Annotated in this window: 15 protein-coding genes and 1 pseudogene; 7 read left to right on the top strand and 9 right to left on the bottom strand. The window is 63.7% G+C overall.

Annotated features, from left to right (window positions below):
• The first annotated feature begins 64 nt into the window (after nucleotides 1-64).
• The 4 genes from EB230_RS10965 to EB230_RS10950 all read left to right on the top strand — a co-directional run bounded on the left by EB230_RS10965 (nucleotide 65) and on the right by EB230_RS10950 (nucleotide 4,502).
• Nucleotides 65-880: an oxidoreductase gene (locus EB230_RS10965; RefSeq protein ID WP_056578379.1), complete on the top strand. Its 816-nt coding sequence runs from the start codon at nucleotides 65-67 to the stop codon at nucleotides 878-880.
• Between the two features lie 679 nt (nucleotides 881-1,559).
• Nucleotides 1,560-3,023 (top strand): phosphatidylserine/phosphatidylglycerophosphate/cardiolipin synthase family protein, encoded by a 1,464-nt coding sequence (locus EB230_RS10960; protein ID WP_056578147.1) that lies wholly within the window; start codon nucleotides 1,560-1,562, stop codon nucleotides 3,021-3,023.
• A 120-nt stretch (nucleotides 3,024-3,143) separates the two neighbouring features.
• On the top strand, nucleotides 3,144-3,986 hold the full coding sequence (locus tag EB230_RS10955) for an endonuclease/exonuclease/phosphatase family protein (protein WP_081295210.1): 843 nt from the start codon (nucleotides 3,144-3,146) through the stop codon (nucleotides 3,984-3,986).
• A 198-nt stretch (nucleotides 3,987-4,184) separates the two neighbouring features.
• Nucleotides 4,185-4,502: a hypothetical protein gene (locus EB230_RS10950; RefSeq protein ID WP_081295209.1), complete on the top strand. Its 318-nt coding sequence runs from the start codon at nucleotides 4,185-4,187 to the stop codon at nucleotides 4,500-4,502.
• A 17-nt stretch (nucleotides 4,503-4,519) separates the two neighbouring features.
• Here EB230_RS10950 and EB230_RS10945 read toward each other — a convergent pair whose 3' ends face one another.
• The 9 genes from EB230_RS10945 to EB230_RS10905 form a co-directional block, all read right to left on the bottom strand.
• Entirely contained in the window at nucleotides 4,520-5,914 is a 1,395-nt protein-coding gene (locus EB230_RS10945; RefSeq protein ID WP_056578149.1) for a glutamine synthetase family protein, read from the bottom strand.
• 32 nt (nucleotides 5,915-5,946) lie between these two features.
• Nucleotides 5,947-7,032, bottom strand: coding sequence for a branched-chain amino acid ABC transporter permease (locus tag EB230_RS10940; protein ID WP_056578151.1), 1,086 nt, complete (start codon nucleotides 7,030-7,032; stop codon nucleotides 5,947-5,949).
• Between the two features lie 33 nt (nucleotides 7,033-7,065).
• Nucleotides 7,066-7,965, bottom strand: coding sequence for a branched-chain amino acid ABC transporter permease (locus EB230_RS10935; protein ID WP_056578152.1), 900 nt, complete (start codon nucleotides 7,963-7,965; stop codon nucleotides 7,066-7,068).
• Between the two features lie 8 nt (nucleotides 7,966-7,973).
• Nucleotides 7,974-8,678 carry an ABC transporter ATP-binding protein gene (locus tag EB230_RS10930; protein ID WP_056578155.1) on the bottom strand — a complete coding sequence of 235 codons (705 nt, stop codon included), beginning with the start codon at nucleotides 8,676-8,678 and terminating at the stop codon, nucleotides 7,974-7,976.
• A gap of 42 nt (nucleotides 8,679-8,720) precedes the next feature.
• Nucleotides 8,721-9,875 (bottom strand): ABC transporter substrate-binding protein, encoded by a 1,155-nt coding sequence (locus EB230_RS10925; protein ID WP_056578157.1) that lies wholly within the window; start codon nucleotides 9,873-9,875, stop codon nucleotides 8,721-8,723.
• Between the two features lie 43 nt (nucleotides 9,876-9,918).
• Nucleotides 9,919-10,644, bottom strand: a complete 726-nt coding sequence (locus tag EB230_RS10920) for an ABC transporter ATP-binding protein (protein ID WP_172372265.1) — start codon at nucleotides 10,642-10,644, stop codon at nucleotides 9,919-9,921.
• Nucleotides 10,645-10,672: 28 nt separating this feature from the next.
• Nucleotides 10,673-11,371: an XRE family transcriptional regulator gene (locus EB230_RS10915; protein ID WP_246738932.1), complete on the bottom strand. Its 699-nt coding sequence runs from the start codon at nucleotides 11,369-11,371 to the stop codon at nucleotides 10,673-10,675.
• 71 nt (nucleotides 11,372-11,442) lie between these two features.
• Nucleotides 11,443-12,246 (bottom strand): N-formylglutamate amidohydrolase, encoded by an 804-nt coding sequence (locus EB230_RS10910; protein ID WP_172372263.1) that lies wholly within the window; start codon nucleotides 12,244-12,246, stop codon nucleotides 11,443-11,445.
• Nucleotides 12,247-12,262: 16 nt separating this feature from the next.
• Nucleotides 12,263-13,672: an aldehyde dehydrogenase family protein gene (locus tag EB230_RS10905; RefSeq protein ID WP_056578383.1), complete on the bottom strand. Its 1,410-nt coding sequence runs from the start codon at nucleotides 13,670-13,672 to the stop codon at nucleotides 12,263-12,265.
• Nucleotides 13,673-13,827: 155 nt separating this feature from the next.
• Between EB230_RS10905 and EB230_RS10900 the strand changes: the two genes are divergently transcribed.
• From EB230_RS10900 to EB230_RS10890, 3 genes and pseudogenes are all read left to right on the top strand, one after another.
• On the top strand, nucleotides 13,828-14,586 hold the full coding sequence (locus EB230_RS10900) for an SDR family oxidoreductase (protein ID WP_056578165.1): 759 nt from the start codon (nucleotides 13,828-13,830) through the stop codon (nucleotides 14,584-14,586).
• A 51-nt stretch (nucleotides 14,587-14,637) separates the two neighbouring features.
• Nucleotides 14,638-15,073 (top strand): annotated as a pseudogene (locus EB230_RS10895) (efflux RND transporter permease subunit); the annotation flags it as partial.
• Nucleotides 15,074-15,260: 187 nt separating this feature from the next.
• Entirely contained in the window at nucleotides 15,261-15,635 is a 375-nt protein-coding gene (locus EB230_RS10890; RefSeq protein ID WP_056578171.1) for a hypothetical protein, read from the top strand.
• Nucleotides 15,636-15,872: the final 237 nt, after the last annotated feature.

Genomic DNA, 15,872 nt, shown 5'->3' with positions numbered 1-15,872 from the left:
CCTTTCACACCGACCTTTCATGCTTCTCCAACTCCGATCCAACACGAAGAAAGAAATGATCTCCATGAACAAGACCAATCCTGGCGTCGCCCTGGTGACAGGGGCATCTTCCGGCATCGGGCGGGCTACCGCCGAAGCCTTGCTTGGCGCTGGCTTTCGCGTATTCGGAACCAGCCGTCGTGGAGCCTCCAACCAATCCGACAGCGTTACCATGCTGACCTGCGACGTGACCGACGACGCGTCCGTTGCGAAAATGGTCGATGACGTTCTGGCCAAGGCCGGACGCATCGACCTGCTTGTCAACAATGCCGGCATGGGTCTGTTTGGCGGAGCGGAGGAGTCCTCGACCGGCCAGGCTCAGGCGCTGTTCGACGTGAACGTCTTCGGCGTCCTTCGCGTGACCAACGCGGTGTTGCCGGCAATGCGACGCCAAGGGAAGGGCAGAATCGTCAATTTGAGTTCGGTACAGGGGTTCATCCCCGCTCCCTATTTCGCGCTTTACGCGTCGACCAAACATGCCATCGAGGGCTATTCCGAATCGCTCGATCACGAACTGCGCTCGTTCGGCATTCGCGTGTCGTTGGTGGAGCCCGCCTATACCCGTACGTCATTCGAGGACAATCTCGCCGCGCCCGATCAGTTGCTTGATGTCTATGACTCCGCGCGCGCTGGCATGACCATAGCCGTGCGGAAATCGATGGAAAAAGGCGATGCGCCCGAAGTGGTAGCCGAGACCGTTTTGGCGGCAGCGACGGATCCCACGCCCAAGAGGCGCTATGCGGCGGGCAAAATGGCGCGCCAAGTCAGTCTCCTACGCCGCTTCGTGCCCGCGTCCGCATTCGACAAAAGCCTTCGAAAGCAGCTCGGGCTGCCGGTCTGACGATTTCGGTTGCGGGCAATTCAAAATGATCCTCATCCAAGACAACGGAGCAGGAACCGCCGATGCGATGAGTGTTGGGAAAGGCGGTAGCGCCCTCCCGCATCGCGAAAAGTGTTACTATGTGTCCGGTACGTTCCGTCACCTATGTCTCGGGTCACTCACACTGCTTTGACGCCGTCGGGTACTCTCGCCCAGGGTCGGGTACTCTCGCCCAGGAATGCGGTGAGACGCTCCACGACTTCGACTTCCCGATCACCAATGAGGTCGAAACACAGAAACGACCGTCTCAATGCCGATCGACACCGTGTAGCTGTTCGCACCAGTGGGAATCCTGGCTCGCGAAGCTGCGATTACTCGCTCAATATGATCCCGGATGCCACGATTTGCGCTGTGCGCTCGGTTAGCTTTTCGCGTTTCACAAGCGTGGGTCTGACGTAGGTTTTCTTCATGGTCACGCTCCGATGGAGTGGCACCGGCATTAAACGACCTCGGCGCGGCGACGTTCCATGGGACCCGGCAAGGCGACGCTGGAGTATGCAGCGCCGATGTTTTTGCCCAGGCCAATCCCGTGGCGCAGATGTCTGTCCAAAGTGCTGACCGAGCCATGGGGCGCCACTGCGGATGCGAAGCATGATCGGCCGCATTGCCTTCTGCAATCGCGCGCTGGATAGTCCCGGCAATGTTCGACACCATTGCGACTCACTGGACCCAAATCCTGGCAATCATCTCGGTGGTGATGGCGACCGTCGGCATCGCCCACGCCGTCATGACCAAGGAAGATGTCCGCGCCGCCACCGGCTGGGTCGGCGTGATGGTGCTTTCACCGATCCTCGGCGTGCTGATCTATGCCGTGGCCGGCATCAATCGCATTCGCCGCGCCACGATCACCGCGCAGCGCCCGCTTGCCGGCGATGCGGTGGCCGCCAAGCACGAGCGTGACGTCGCTGCCGAGGAGGCGCTCATTGTCGAACGGTACGGGCAGCGCTTCACCGGTCTGCGGACGCTGGGCGACAGGGTGGCGCGGCGCGCGCTCAACCCGGGCAATGCCATCGACGTATTGGAGACCGGCGACGAGGCCTATGCCGCCATGTGCGCGGCGATCGATGGCGCCGAACGCAGCCTCCTGCTCGAGACTTACATTTTCGACAATGACGCCGTCGGCCTGCTTTTCGTTGAATCCTTGGCCGGTGCCGTCCGGCGCGGCGTCACCGTTCGCGTGCTGATCGACGCCGTCGGCGCGCGCTATTCCGTCCCCAGCATCCTGGGTCATCTGCGCAAGGCCGACATTCCCGCCGACGTCTTCAACGGCAACATCGTCATGGGCCTGCGCCTGCCCTACGCCAATCTCAGGACCCACCGGAAGATCCTTGTGGTCGACGGCACGGTTGCCTTTACCGGCGGCATGAACATCCGCAAGGGGTTTTCCGCCGAGTTCGCAGGCTCCAACAGCGCAAGGGACACGCATTTCAAGGTTACCGGGCCTGTCGTCGCCGACCTGTTCTCGGTTGCCGCCGAAGACTGGCGCTTCGCCACCAACGAGGCCCTGAAGGGCGATGCCTGGAGAATTGCCCCGCTGTCGCCGCCACCTGGCAAGCCGATGCTGGTGCGGGCGGTTGCATCCGGGCCTGATGCAAGCAATGAGACCAACCACAAACTGCTGATCGGGGCGTTCTCGGTCGCGCGCAAGTCGATTCGCCTGATGTCGCCCTATTTCCTGCCGGACCGGGAGCTGATCAGCGCCTTGATCACCGCCGCCCGACGCGGCGTCGAGATCGATGTCGTGGTGCCCGCGGTGAACAATCTGTTCCTCGTCGACCGCGCCATGACCGCGCAATTCGACCAGATCCTGAAGAACTATTGCCGCATATGGCGCACGGCAGGCCCATTCGACCATTCCAAGCTGCTTTCGATCGACGGCGTGTGGGCGTATGTCGGCTCGTCCAATCTCGACGCCCGGTCGTTGCGGCTCAACTTCGAGATCGATCTGGAGGTCCTTGACGCGGGCTTTGCCCACGAGATCGAAACCCGGATTGGATCGGCAATCGAAACGGCCATGCCTGTCACTCTGGACTCCCTGCGGTCCCGGCCCTTCATCATCCGGCTGTTCGACCGTATCCTATGGCTGGGATCACCCTATTTGTAGAAAGGCCTGACTTTAACAAAACGACGTGTTTGGCGGATAGTTTGACGTCGATCATGGAACATAGGCGCAAAGACTCTATTTGAAGTGCATGGCGAAGGCAGCAGAAACGGCAAGCACACGATGCGAATGAACGGACGCAGCCTTCCGGCAAGCATGCTTTTGACCATCCGTGACCGGCGGATGCGGAAAGCAAACGCCGCTGCGCACAAGGCGACCGCCGCCACCGGCACGCTGGTCGCTTCCTACAACGTCCATAAATGCATCGGTGTCGACCGGAAGTTCGACCCTGAGCGGACCAGCCGCGTCATCCGCGAAATCGACCCCGATGTCATCGCCCTGCAGGAGGCGGACAACCGTTTCGGCGACCGAGACGGCCTCCTGGATCTGCCCCGCCTCGAGCGGGAAACCGGCCTCGTGCCGGTGCCGATTTCGGCCACAGGCAAGGGTCACGGCTGGCATGGCAATGTCCTGCTGTTCAAGAGGGGTGTCGTTCGTGACGTGCATCAGATCAGGCTTCCAGGCCTGGAACCGCGCGGCGCGGTGGTGGCGGAGATCGACCTCGACGGAAACCGGACATTGCGCGTCATCGCCGCCCATCTCGGCTTGCTGCGCCATTCACGCTCCCAGCAGGCTCGCGTCGTGCTGGACATCATGAGCAGCGCTGATGAGAAGCCGACCCTGCTGCTTGGCGACCTTAACGAATGGCGGCTTGGGAACCGCTCCGCGCTCAACACGCTGCATGCGACTTTCGGGCCGCAACCGCCGGCGGTCCCCACCTTCCCCTCCAACCTGCCGCTGTTGGCGCTCGACCGGATCATGACCAATCGGCACGGAATGATAGCGGCGGTCGAAGCGCACGATACGCCGCTATCGCGCGTTGCCTCCGATCATCTGCCGCTTACAGCCTTCGTTCGCCTGGATCATATGGTTTCGGCCGATCACACCACAATATCTAGAGCATGATGCTGAAAAATGTGAAGCGGTTTTCGGAAGACATCATGCTCTATCTATTTGATTTAGAGGCGGATTCAGATTTCCGGTCGACGCGACCTGAAATCATCCGGCTCTAGGCGTCGCAAAGCGTGTAGATTGACAGTGGAACGCTCGGTTCCTCCGCGAGTTGATATGTCGAGTTAAGTCTTGAACTCGCAGGAGGACGAAATGAAAAAATTGATTTTAGCTTCCCTTTTGGCATTGACGGCGACAGCGGCAGTCATTGCGCCAACGCAAGCCGCCAGCGTGATTATCCAGTCCGACGACGGCAACCGATATTCACCGGATGATGAGTCCGATAATGGCGGTATTATTGTTCGCCGGCACCATGACCGCCGCTACGACAATCAGTATGATGGCGACCAGAACGTCCAGTATGAAGGCGAATATCGGCGCCACCACCGGCATCACCGCTGTCACACCGAAACGGTCGTGCATTGGCGCCATCACCACAGGGTGATCGAGGACGTTCGCATCTGCGGCTAAGGTGACCGCCCTCCCCGTCAGCTCACAAAATAGCGCTGCCACTCGAAGTCGGTGATATGCGACGCCTGCCAGGCATCGAACGCTGCCTGCTCGGCGCGCCGGCTTTCGGCGTAATTGTCGCGGAACGCTTCGCCGAACGCCTCGGCGCAGAAGTCCGACGCGGCGAATGCCTCGATCGAGGCATTGAGCGTGCGCGGCAGTTTCGGCTTGTCGAGAGTGGCGAGGTTGGATGTCACCGGCGCCTCGAGCGGCAGGTCCTTTTCGATGCCCTCGCAGCCCGCCGCCAGGATCGCCGCGATCGACAGATAGGGATTGATGTCGGCGCCCGGCGCGCGATGCTCCAGCCGGCACGCGCCGTCATTGGGCGTGGTGATGGCGCGGATTGGCGCGGTGCGGTTCTCGAAGCCCCAGGCGACGTCTTCCGGTGACCAGGCGCCACGATCGAATCGGCGGTAGGAATTGACCGTCGGCCGGAACAAGAGATGCGTTTCCTGCATCCGGTTGAGCACACCGGCGAGGAATTTCTCGGCGACCGGCGTCAGTCTGTTCGGGCCAGCGGCGAAGGCCGGCTTGCCGTCGCGCCACAGGCTGACATGGTGATGCGCGCCACAGGCGCTTTCCTTGCCCGGCGGCTGGAAGCGGGTCATGAAGGTGGCGACCAGGCCCCGCTCGGCGCAGAGCTCGCGCAGGTGCAGCTTGGCGCGCATGGCGTCGTCGGCTGCCTGCAGCGGGGTCTTCGGCGTCAGCGCATATTCATACATGCCGTAGCCATATTCGGTGACCAGCGAGGCAACGCCGATGCCGATGCTCTTCATCCGGGTGATGAACTCGGCGGCGAAATCCTGGTACTCGCCGCTGCGCACCAGATCATAATTGATCAGTGAATGGCCCCAGGGCTTGAGCTCGCGATAGCGCCCGGCGCGCATCAGATCGTGGTCGGCATGGAAGATGCCGAACTCGTATTCCAGCGCGAACATCGGCTCGTAGCCGAGCGCCTTGGCGCGCTCCTCGACACGAGCCAGCACGCCGCGCGGATCGAACGGGCAGACCGCGCCGTCAAGCATGTAGGAACGGGTGATGGCCGAAGCGAATTTCGGCTTCCAGCCATGCCGCACCACGGTCGCGGGATCGATGATCCCCTTGATGTTGGGAAAGCCGTTCTCCTCATTGGCGCTGGGCGATGCGAAGGCGACATCGCCCATAGGCTGGCCGTCACCATGGGTGACGCAATAGAGGATGGCGTTGATGGATTCGCCATGGGTCGATAGCTTCAACGGTGCGATCTTGGAGCGGAACGCGCCCGACGTGTCCACCGTATGCACCTCGATGAACTCGACCCCGTCGGCCGCGAGTTTCTTCTGCAACGCCTCGAGCTGGGGCGCGTAAGCCGCGGCCTTGTCCTCAAATTCCACTTTCAGTCCTCCACCAAGAATGCCGGGCGCCGCTATTTCGCGTTGCGCCGAAAAAATCGCGATAGCAGTTCGTCGAGCTCGTAGCGGCCGCTGATGCCGCTTGGCCGGAACGCCATGCACAGCACGATGACGACGCCGAGCGCCACACCGGACAGGCCGAGCAATTGCGGCAGCTGGACACTGCCGATCGTCACGCCGGATTCGATGCTGCGGATGAATTCGAGCCCGACCGAAAGCACGATCACGCCGGTCACCGCGCCCGTCACCGTGGCCATGCCGCCCAGGATCAGCATCGCCAGCGTGTTGAAGATCATCTGGAAGTAGAAGAGCTTCGGGCTGATCGTGCCGGCGAAATAGGCATAGAGCACGCCGGCAAGGCCGCAGATCAGCGCCGACAGCACCCACGACATCAGCCGCAGCTTCTTCGCGTCGATGCCGAGTGCGGCGGCGGCTTGCGGGCTCTGGGCGCTGGCCCTCAGCTGCAGCCCCCAGCGGCTGTCCTTGAACAGCCGTGCCAATACGATCACCACCACCGAGAACACCAGCATCCAGGGCAGGCCGACCACTTTTGGAATGCCGAAGAAGGCTTGGTTGCCCTTGAACAGATCCGTCCAGTTGAGAAACACCGAATGGACGATGATCAGCAGCGCCAGGCTGACGATGGTTGCGGCGACACCTGACAAGCGGCTGATGACCTTGCCGCTGATAGCGGCGACGATGCCGACCACAATGAGAGCGATCAACGCGGAGGACACCGGGTCGAGCTGCAGGGTTGCGAAGCCGAACGGCGCGTTGGGGATCGACAGCTTTTTCATCGCCAGCGGTGTCGAGAGAATCGCGACGCCATAGGCGCCAAGGCCGACAAAGGCGCTGTGGCCGAGATTGGCGATGTTGGAGTTGCCCATGAACACTTGCAGGCCGACGACGACGATCAGGTTCACGAAGGCGCCGAGCGCCAGATAGGTGTAGTAGGTCGGCGCGAAGCCGAGGATCGCCAGCCCGATCGCCAGCACCGGCAGCGACGTCACCAGCCCGCCGATCAGCGAGCGCGTCAGGGCGCTGCTGGGCCGCGTCACGGTGGCGACGGGGGGCGCGGTGTTTTCTATTACCTGCGACACCTCAGATCTCCCCCACTTCAAATCTCCCTCACTTCAGATCTCCTTGTCGCCGAGTTCGACCCGCTGGCCGAGCAGGCCTTCTGGCCGATAGACCAGCAGCGCGACGATGATCACGTAGGTGAGCGCATCCTTGAAGCCCCCATATTCCTGCGGCAAGGCAACCAGCAGCCCGACTTCGATGAAGCCCAGCAGCATGCCGCCGGCCGCCGCCCCCGCCAGCGAGCCGAAGCCGCCGATGACGCAGGCGACGAAGGCCTTCAACACCAGGCTGAAACCGAGATCGGGCGAGACGCTGCCGCGCCGCGCGATGATGAAGACGGCTGCGATGCCGGCCAGCGCGCCCGAAATGGCGAAGGCGGTGGCGATCACCCGGTTGGCCTTGATGCCCATCAGCCGCACCGTGGCGAAATCGCGCGATGCCGCGCGGATCGCCAGGCCAAGAGTCGAGCGGTTGAGGAAGAGCACCAGCGCCAGAATGGTCAGGCCGGAGACGATGAGTTCCATCACCTGCAGCGACGACACCGCGAACGGGCCGAAGAACCACATCTGGTTCAGCCCGTTGAGGATCGAGACCGACTGCGGCTTGGGCGAAATCAGCAGCATGAACAGGTTCTGCACGACGATCGAGACGCCGAAGGCGGTAAGCAGTCCTGTCGTCGTCGGCGCGTAGCGTACCGGCCGGAACGCCACCCGTTCAAAGGCGACCGCCGCAAGGGCGGCGGCGGCGACGGCAAGCAGCACGGCCACGAATGGCGAGGTCAGGCCAAGGGCGGCCGCCAGGAGCACGCTGTAGGCCGAGACGCCGATGATTTCGCCATGCGCGAAATTGACCAGCCCCATGATCGAGAACACCACCGCCAGGCCGAGCGCGACCAGCGAATATTCCGCGCCGAAGGCCAGCGCGTTGAGAAGCTGCTGCAAGGCATAGTCCATGTCGCCGCCTACCCGCCAATATAGAGGTTGAAGAGGCCATGTTCGTCGGCAAGCTCGGCCGGCGGCCCGTCGTAGCGGAGCGTGCCGGCGCTGACGACGTAGACGCGGTCGGCGAAGCGCAGCGCCTGCTTGGCGTTCTGCTCGACCACCAGCAGCGTCAGCCCTTCCCGCTTGAGCTCGCCGATGAAATCGAAGATCTGCACGACGATCTTGGGCGCCAGCCCGAGCGATGGCTCGTCGAGCAGCAACAGCTTCGGCCGTGACATCAGAGAGCGGGCGATGGCAAGCATCTGCTGCTCGCCGCCCGAAAGCGTGCCGGCCGCTTGGCCGTAGCGCTCGGACAGCACCGGAAACAGTGCCAGGAAGCGCTCGATATCGCCGCGCACGCCCTTGGGGTCGCGTCGTGTCGCGGCCCCCAGCCGCAGGTTCTCGCCCACGGTCAGATTGGCGAAGATGTGCCGGCCCTCGGGCGTCGAGGTCAGCCCGGCGCGGATACGATCTTCGGTGCGGACACGCGAGATGTCCTGGCCGTCAAGCACGATGCGACCGGAGGCCGGCGTGACCAGGCCGGTCAGCGCGTTGATCGTCGAACTCTTGCCGGCGCCGTTGGGACCGAGCAAGGCGACAAGTTCGCCCCGCCCGACCTTCAGGCTGAGGTCACGCACCGCGCTCACCGCGCCGTAGCGGACGACCAGATTGTCGACGCTCAGCACGACCGGGCCTGCCAGGCTCTCATCATCATCACCTGCTGCCCGTCAGTTCAGCGCCGGCACGAAGGTCGGCGGCGTATCGGTGATCAGCACTCGCTTGCCGTTGGAGAAGCCCATCACCGGTACGGCTTTCACCGGATAACCCTTCTTCTCGGCGAAGGAGATGGTAGGCGCGGTGGTGCCGGGATAGCCGCCCGGTGCGCGGATCGCATCACGCAAGGCGGCGGGTTCGACGGTGCCGGATTTCTTGGCCGCCTCGTAGCTGATCTGCACCATGTCGGCGCCGAGCGCGTCGAAGATGCCGTTGATCTTGTAGCCGTCGGCCTTGCACTGGGCGAGGAACTTGTCGATCGGGCTGTCGATGCCGGTCGCGCCGTGGGTGGCGAACATCACCTTCTCCAGCGACGCCGGATCGCCGACCGTGCCTTCCAGGGACTTGTCGTCGAAGGCATCGCAGCCGGCGACCCAGCCGTCATAACCATTGGCGCGCAGCTGGCGGATGAAGATGCCGACATCGGGCAGCACGCCGCAGATATGGATGGCGTCCGGCTTCTGCGGCAGCGCCTTGATGCTGGCGATCTGCGGCGACCAGTCGGTGGTGCCCCAGGAATAGTTGAACTTCCCGACGACCTTGCCGCCGAGATGCTCGAACACCTCGCCGAACCATTCCGGCAGCTTTTCCGAATAGGAGCCGGCATCGGGCGAGACCATCAATGCCACGCTGCGCGCGCCCTTGCCGTAAAGCGCGTTGGCGGTGGCCGCCGCGTTGATCGGATCGGGCACCGCGCCGGCGATGAAATTGTCGAGCCCTGCCTGCTGCATTTCAAGCTGTGTGTTCGGCGCCGAAAACACGGTGGCGCCGTAGGGTGCCGCGATCTGCGCGGTCGGGATCAGCGCGTCGGGGAACGGCACACCGGTGATGATCTGCGCGCCCGCATCGAGGAACTTCTGGCCGAGCGACACCGACAGCTGCGGGTCGGAGCGGTTGTCCTCGATCATCAGCTCGACCTTGGGATCGCCTGCCGCAGCCGCCTTGTTCAGCTTGTCGGCCATGCAGCGCGCGCCCTCGGCTTCGCTGTAAGGTGCATAGGTGCCGGTCATCGCCACGGCGAGCCCGATCTTCAGATCGGCGGCCCCGGCATGCGCCACCTGCAAAAGCCCCGCCGCGACGACCGCGGCTCCCAAGATCATCTTCTCCATTTGAACCCCTCCTTCTGCCTTGTTGTTGCTGGCCCGGGAGCCGTCACGATGTGGCGGACTGCCCGACATAAACCTCGATGACGCGCGGATCGCGCCACACCTCTTCGGTCTGTCCGGAGGCGATCACCTGGCCCTGGTCCATGACACAGAGCCGGTCGCACAACCGGTTGATGAAGCGCAGATCGTGGTCGATGACGATGGTGGCGCAGCCGACATCGCTGCGAATGCCTTCGATCGCCACGGCCAGCGTCTCGGACTCGCCTTCGTTGAGGCCCGCGGCCGGCTCGTCGAGCAAAAGCAGCGATGGGCCCAGCGCCAGCGCTCTGGCGATTTCGAGCCGGCGCTGGCTGCCATAGGACAGCGTGCCGGCCGGGACGTCGGCAAACCCATCGAGCTGATACTGGGCGAGCAACTGGTCGATGCCGATGCGCGCCGCCGCATCCGGGCGAACCGCCCGGCAGGTGATATGGGCGACCTCGACATTCTGCCTGACGGTCAGATCCTTGAACAGGCGGATGGTCTGGAAGGTGCGCGCGACCCCCGCCCGGGCGCAATGCTCGGGACCATGGCCGGTGATCTCCTGGCCTCCCAGCCGGACACTCCCGGTATCGGGCTTGAGCACGCCGGAGATGGCATTGACCAGGGTGGATTTCCCCGCGCCATTGGGGCCGATCAGGCCGAGGATTTCGCCGGCCTCACACGACAGCGACGCATTGCGCAATGCCTGTACGCCGCCAAAGGTCTTGCTGACTGCCTCAACCGACAGCATCGGTCACCTCTCCCATCCCGGTCGATGGCTATTTCTCCTCTCGGCCGGTCAAGTGGATGCTAGACCTCTGACTTTTCCATAACAAGTATTTTTTCCATTTTGAAAATATTCTGAGATGAGCAGCTGTGCGGTCAGCTTTGGGCTCAAATTCCAGCGCCGGCGGAAGCCCGTCGCGCGGCACCGTGTTCGACATGAGCATGACGACGGGCTCGTCACCAAGCGCGATATAGGCGTGCTGCATTTCGCCGTCGAAGAGGATGCTGTCGCCTGGCAGCAGCACCGTCGGATCATAGTGGATCGTGTGCAGTTCCAAGCTGCCGCTCAGCACGTGGATGAACTCTTCGCCCGAATGGCTGCGCCAGCCGCCATTCTCCTCAAAACTCTTCGCGCGCAGCGTGACGCGCCAGAAAATGTTGGTCTTGTCGCGGAAATCGCTGCACAAGACCTCGAATTCCATGGCATTGCCCTGGTGCAGGATGCCGCTGCCGGCGCGCGTGATGGAACGGCGTGCCTGCATGCCGGGCTTGGGACTGAACAGGAAGGAAGCCACCGGCACATGCAGCACGCCGGCGATCATCAACGCGACATCGACCGTCAGCCGCGCCTTGCCGTTCTCGAGTTTCGACAGCTGCGACACGGAAAGGCCGGAGCGTTCGCTGAGATCGCGCAGCGTGATATTCTGCTCCTTGCGCGCGTCGCGGATCTTGCTGCCCACATTGCCCTGCATCGCCCACGCCCTTGGCTGTCGTGTTTCCAATTCGACAAGCTCTAGCGGGGCCGCCTTGGGGCGTCCAGCCTTTAGACGGCTACGGCTGGTTTCGGCCATAGCGACATCGCAACAGTTGCGAAGACGGTCTCGAGCGTGCGGCTGACAAGCTCGAATGTTTCCGGATCGGAAAGCAGGTCGTTGCGGACCTCGAGGTAGAGGCAAGGCCTGCCCTGCTCCAGCCCGTGCCGGTTCAGCGTGTAGCCGATCGCCTGGCGCCAGTCATAGGGTTCGTTGTCGCCGATCCTCAGGCCTGCTTCCGCACCGTGCGCGCCTAGGGTCTTCAGCACTGAGGTGACAAAGGCGGACGGCTCCCGCCACAAGACGCCAATGTCGACATTGCGCCTGACACCGCCCATAACCGGGGTGAAGGAATGCACAGAGACCAGCGCCTGCCTGCCGGCCGCGGCCTCGACGATTGCCTGTTCGACCGGCGCCCAGGCGATGGACTTGCGCAGCCTGACATCGGTGGCATCCGGCGCGACATTGCCGGGCACCGGGATGCCGCCGAGATCCGGGCGCATGAAGTCCCACTCGCCGGCCGGCCTGTTGTAGTCCAGGAACAGCCGCGAATAGTGCGCGATAACGGCCGGCGCCCGCAACATGCGCGACAGCCGGCGCGTCAAGGCGTCGATGCCGATGTCGACCGCGAAATGCGTGCCGAGATAGGCCCCTGGCAGGCCAAGGTCATGCCAGGGCGCGGGCACGACATGGCCGGCGTGCTCGGCGATCAGCAGGTAGGGGCTGGCGGCATCGATGTGCAGCCGCTCGACGCCGGCCGCGGCCAGCGCGGCGATGGCCGCATCGTCAAGCCCTGCAAGGCCGGGACCGTTCATAGCACCAAGCTCCGCATCAGCCGATGACGGAGCGGACATGATAGGCCTTAGCCGCTGTCGCCTCCGCCAGTCCAGCTCGGCCATTGGTGCGGCCAAGGCCGGAGTTCTTGATGCCGCCCCAGGGCAGATGCAGGTCAGCATGATCGCAGCGGTTGAGATAGACGGTGCCGGCCTCGACTTCGTCAAGCAGCGCCACGCCGCGCTCGATATCCCTGGTCCAGATCGAGGCGCTCAGCCCGAAATCGCTGTCGTTCATCAGGCGGATCGCCTCGTCGTCGCTGCCGACCGGCTGGATGCAGGCCACCGGCCCGAACAGTTCGTCGCGCATGATCTGCATGGTGTGATCGACACCCACCAGCACCTCCGGCGCGACATAGGCTGGACCAAGGCCGGAGGCCTTGAGCGCGCCGTCCCGCGGCATCAGGCGCCTGGCCCCTGCCCGCACCGCGCTGTCAGTGAGACCGCGAATGGTGTCGGCCGCACTTGCCCGCACCACGGGGCCGACCATCGGCTTCTCGTCGAAGGGATGGCCGATGGTCCATTTGGCCGTCTCGGCGACCAGGGCTTCGACGAAGCGGTCGTGGATCGCCTTGTCGACATAGATGCGCTCGACCGAGCAGCAGGACTGGCCGGCATTGGAGTAGGTGCCCTCGGCGATCTGCGGGATCGTCGCCTCGATATCGGCATCGGCCCTGACATAGGTCGGGTCCTTGCCGCCGAGTTCGAGATGCACCTGTGTGAAGGTGCCGGCGGCGGCCGCATGGACACGCCTTCCGCCATTGACCGAGCCGATGAAATTCACCGCGTTGAAGGCACCCGACGCGATCAGCTTCTCGGCATCGGCATGGTCGAGGTGCAGGCTCTGGAAGACACCTTCCGGGCCACCGGCGGCATGGAAGGCATCCTCGGCCAGTTCGGCGATCAGCGGCGTCTGCGGCGAATGCTTGAAGATCACGACATTCCCGGCCGCGAGCGGCGACGTCACGAGGTAGCCGAGCATGGCGGTCGGGTAGTTCCAGGCGCAGATCGACAGATGCAGGCCACCTGCCACGGGCTTGGCGTAGCGGCGGATGTTTTCGTCCGAAGGATACGCCACATCGGCCAGCGTTTCCGGTGCGACGCCGGCCAGCAGTTCGCCAACCAGTGCCAGGCGCGGCGTCTCATCGGCCTGCCACAGCGGCCTGCCGATCTGCCACGCCACCATTTCAGCGAGCGGCGTTGCCCGCGCTTTCATTTCCTCGCCGAAGCGCAGCAGGATCGCCAGCCGCTCGGCCAGCGGCGTGCGCCGCCACGACGGTAGCGCGGCACGTGCCCGGCTCAGCGCGGTCTCGATCGCCACCCCGTCCGCATAAGCGCGCGTCGTGTAGGTCGAGCCGTCGACGGGAGAAGTCACGGAAAAGGTCCGCGCGCCGGAATGCAGGTTCATGGTCGTGAAATCCATCCGAGATGAGAGGTCATTCGGGGCACGATATCGCGATTTTCCATTTTGGCAAATTTTTTCTAATACCGCTTGATGGAATTTTTATCCGCCCCTATTGTCCCGACATCGCGCATTGGCGGCAGCAAATGAGGGGAGTTGAGATGATCGCTTACGATTTCACCGGCAGGCATGCGGTGGTCGCCGGCGCGGGCGGCGGCATGGGCGAGGCGATCACGCTGGCCCTGCTCGATGCCGGCGCCTCCGTCACCGCCATCGACGTCAAGGCCCGTCCGGCGTCGCTGGCCGCCTATGACGACAGGCTCACCTTCGCGCAGGGCGATCTGACCGACGCCGCCTTCGTCGAACAGGTCGTCAACACGGCGGGCCGCGAACGCGGCGGCATCGACTATCTCGCCAATGTCGCAGGCGTGCTGTGGTTCGGCCGTGACAAGTCGGCGCTCGAAATGGACCTCGACGTCTGGGACGAGGTCTTCAACATCAACTTGAAATCCTTCGTCCACACCGCACGCTCGGTCGTTCCGCATATGCGCTCGGGCGGGCGCGGCGGCGCCATGGTGCATTTCTCGACCATCCAGTGGTATCGCGGCGACGCCAATCCACAGGACGCCTACCAGGCCTCGAAGGCAGGTGTGTGCGCGCTCTCCAAATCACTCGCCATGCAGCTCGCCGGTGAGCGCATCCGCTCCAACGCCATCTGCCCCGGCATGGCGTTGACGCCTTTGCAGGCGCGCTGGGACACCGAGGAAAAGCGCTCGGCCGTGGCGAGCTACGCACCGCTCGGCCGCATCGGCACGCCGCAGGACATGGCCAACGCCGCGCTGTTCCTCCTCTCCGACGCGGCAAGCTACATCACCGGCATCGAGCTTGCCGTCGATGGCGGCCTGTTGATGCGCATGTAGAAGGCGCCCACCAGGGGGCGATGGCGCGACCGAGGCGGATGGCCGCGGAGAGCCGGTGTCGGCGTTTTGTTGGCGCTGACCCTGTTCAACATCGAGTTCTCGATCATGGCGCTGATCGGCATCATCCTCCTGATCGGCATCGTCAAGAAGAACGCGATCATGATGATCGACTTCGCGCTCGCTGCCGAGCGCAACGAAGCCAAGCCGGCGCACGACGCCCATCTACCAGGCGTGCCTGCCGCGCTTCCGCCCGATCATGACGACGACCATGGCGGCATTGTTCGGCACCGTGCCATTGGCGATCGGCCTTGGCGAGGGCGCGGAACTGCGCCAGCCGCTTGGCATCGCAATCTTCGGCGGCCTGATCCTCACCCTTTACACGACGCCGGTCATCTACATCTATGTCGACCGCTTCAGTCGCTGGTGCGGGCAATTGCGTTCACGGGCACGGTATCCCCGGCAACCAACCGTGCAAGCTGGGGAGTGAGCCCGCCGTCGATCACAAGCTGTCAACTTTCCGTTCCTCTGCCATGCCGGGCCACGGAACATCCCTATATCGACTTTGCGGGCCACGATCCGCCGGCGATGACAGGATCATCACGACGCGACGGAGCAGATTGCCCGCGATCGGAAAGCGATAACCTACCGCTTTCCCGTTGAAGGGAGGCGCAACCATGCGCGGTTTCACACCAAGGATCATAGCAATCGCATCGCTCCTGGCGGCGGTGCCACTATCGAGTGCCTACGCGGTGCATCGCCACCGGGTCGAGCCTGGCGGCATGTCCGTCGAGGCACGGGCGGTCCTGGACCAGTTGCAGGGCGTCAAGCAGGGGATTGTCGAGGCAATGGATGCAAAGGCGATCACCCCTGAGCAGGAGCACGACCTGATGATGCGGGCCGACAGCATCCATCGCTCGGCCACGGGTGGCGGTGCATACCAGAGCTTGCTCGGCCAGATCGAGAGGCTGGATCAGCAACTGCAAACCGATTCAGGCGGCGGCACCTACATCGGCGACGGCGCCGATGGCGGCTATTACCCGAACGGCTGACACGGGCTGACCATGATCGCACGGCGTCTCGGACAGATTTCCGGGGCGCCGTTTTCCATCGAGCCTCGCGAACGAGCAAGGCAGGAGCCTGCCGGACCGAGCCGATTGCGCGGATGGAAGCGGTTTCGGCCATGCGTTGGCCGAAGGCCAAGCTGGCCGGTGAAGAAGGCCGTCACCGGCTGCAGGCATCACGTGCATAGGCGTTGTAGGCCACTGTACTGGTGGCTTGCGATGAGG

Source organism: Mesorhizobium sp. NZP2234, from assembly GCF_013170765.1.
GTDB lineage: Bacteria > Pseudomonadota > Alphaproteobacteria > Rhizobiales > Rhizobiaceae > Mesorhizobium > Mesorhizobium loti_D.
The sequence above is the reverse complement of the archived record's forward strand: the minus strand, read 5'-3'. Positions and strand labels throughout refer to the sequence as shown.

Coding starts and splice junctions, on each gene's coding strand:
- EB230_RS10965 (WP_056578379.1), top strand. CDS start 65: ATGAACAAGACCAATCCTGGCGTCGCCCTGGTGACAGGGGCATCTTCC.
- EB230_RS10960 (WP_056578147.1), top strand. CDS start 1,560: ATGTTCGACACCATTGCGACTCACTGGACCCAAATCCTGGCAATCATC.
- EB230_RS10955 (WP_081295210.1), top strand. CDS start 3,144: ATGCGAATGAACGGACGCAGCCTTCCGGCAAGCATGCTTTTGACCATC.
- EB230_RS10950 (WP_081295209.1), top strand. CDS start 4,185: ATGAAAAAATTGATTTTAGCTTCCCTTTTGGCATTGACGGCGACAGCG.
- EB230_RS10935 (WP_056578152.1), bottom strand. CDS start 7,965: ATGGACTATGCCTTGCAGCAGCTTCTCAACGCGCTGGCCTTCGGCGCG.
- EB230_RS10925 (WP_056578157.1), bottom strand. CDS start 9,875: ATGGAGAAGATGATCTTGGGAGCCGCGGTCGTCGCGGCGGGGCTTTTG.
- EB230_RS10920 (WP_172372265.1), bottom strand. CDS start 10,644: ATGCTGTCGGTTGAGGCAGTCAGCAAGACCTTTGGCGGCGTACAGGCA.
- EB230_RS10915 (WP_246738932.1), bottom strand. CDS start 11,371: ATGCAGGGCAATGTGGGCAGCAAGATCCGCGACGCGCGCAAGGAGCAG.
- EB230_RS10910 (WP_172372263.1), bottom strand. CDS start 12,246: ATGAACGGTCCCGGCCTTGCAGGGCTTGACGATGCGGCCATCGCCGCG.
- EB230_RS10905 (WP_056578383.1), bottom strand. CDS start 13,672: ATGAACCTGCATTCCGGCGCGCGGACCTTTTCCGTGACTTCTCCCGTC.
- EB230_RS10900 (WP_056578165.1), top strand. CDS start 13,828: ATGATCGCTTACGATTTCACCGGCAGGCATGCGGTGGTCGCCGGCGCG.
- EB230_RS10890 (WP_056578171.1), top strand. CDS start 15,261: ATGCGCGGTTTCACACCAAGGATCATAGCAATCGCATCGCTCCTGGCG.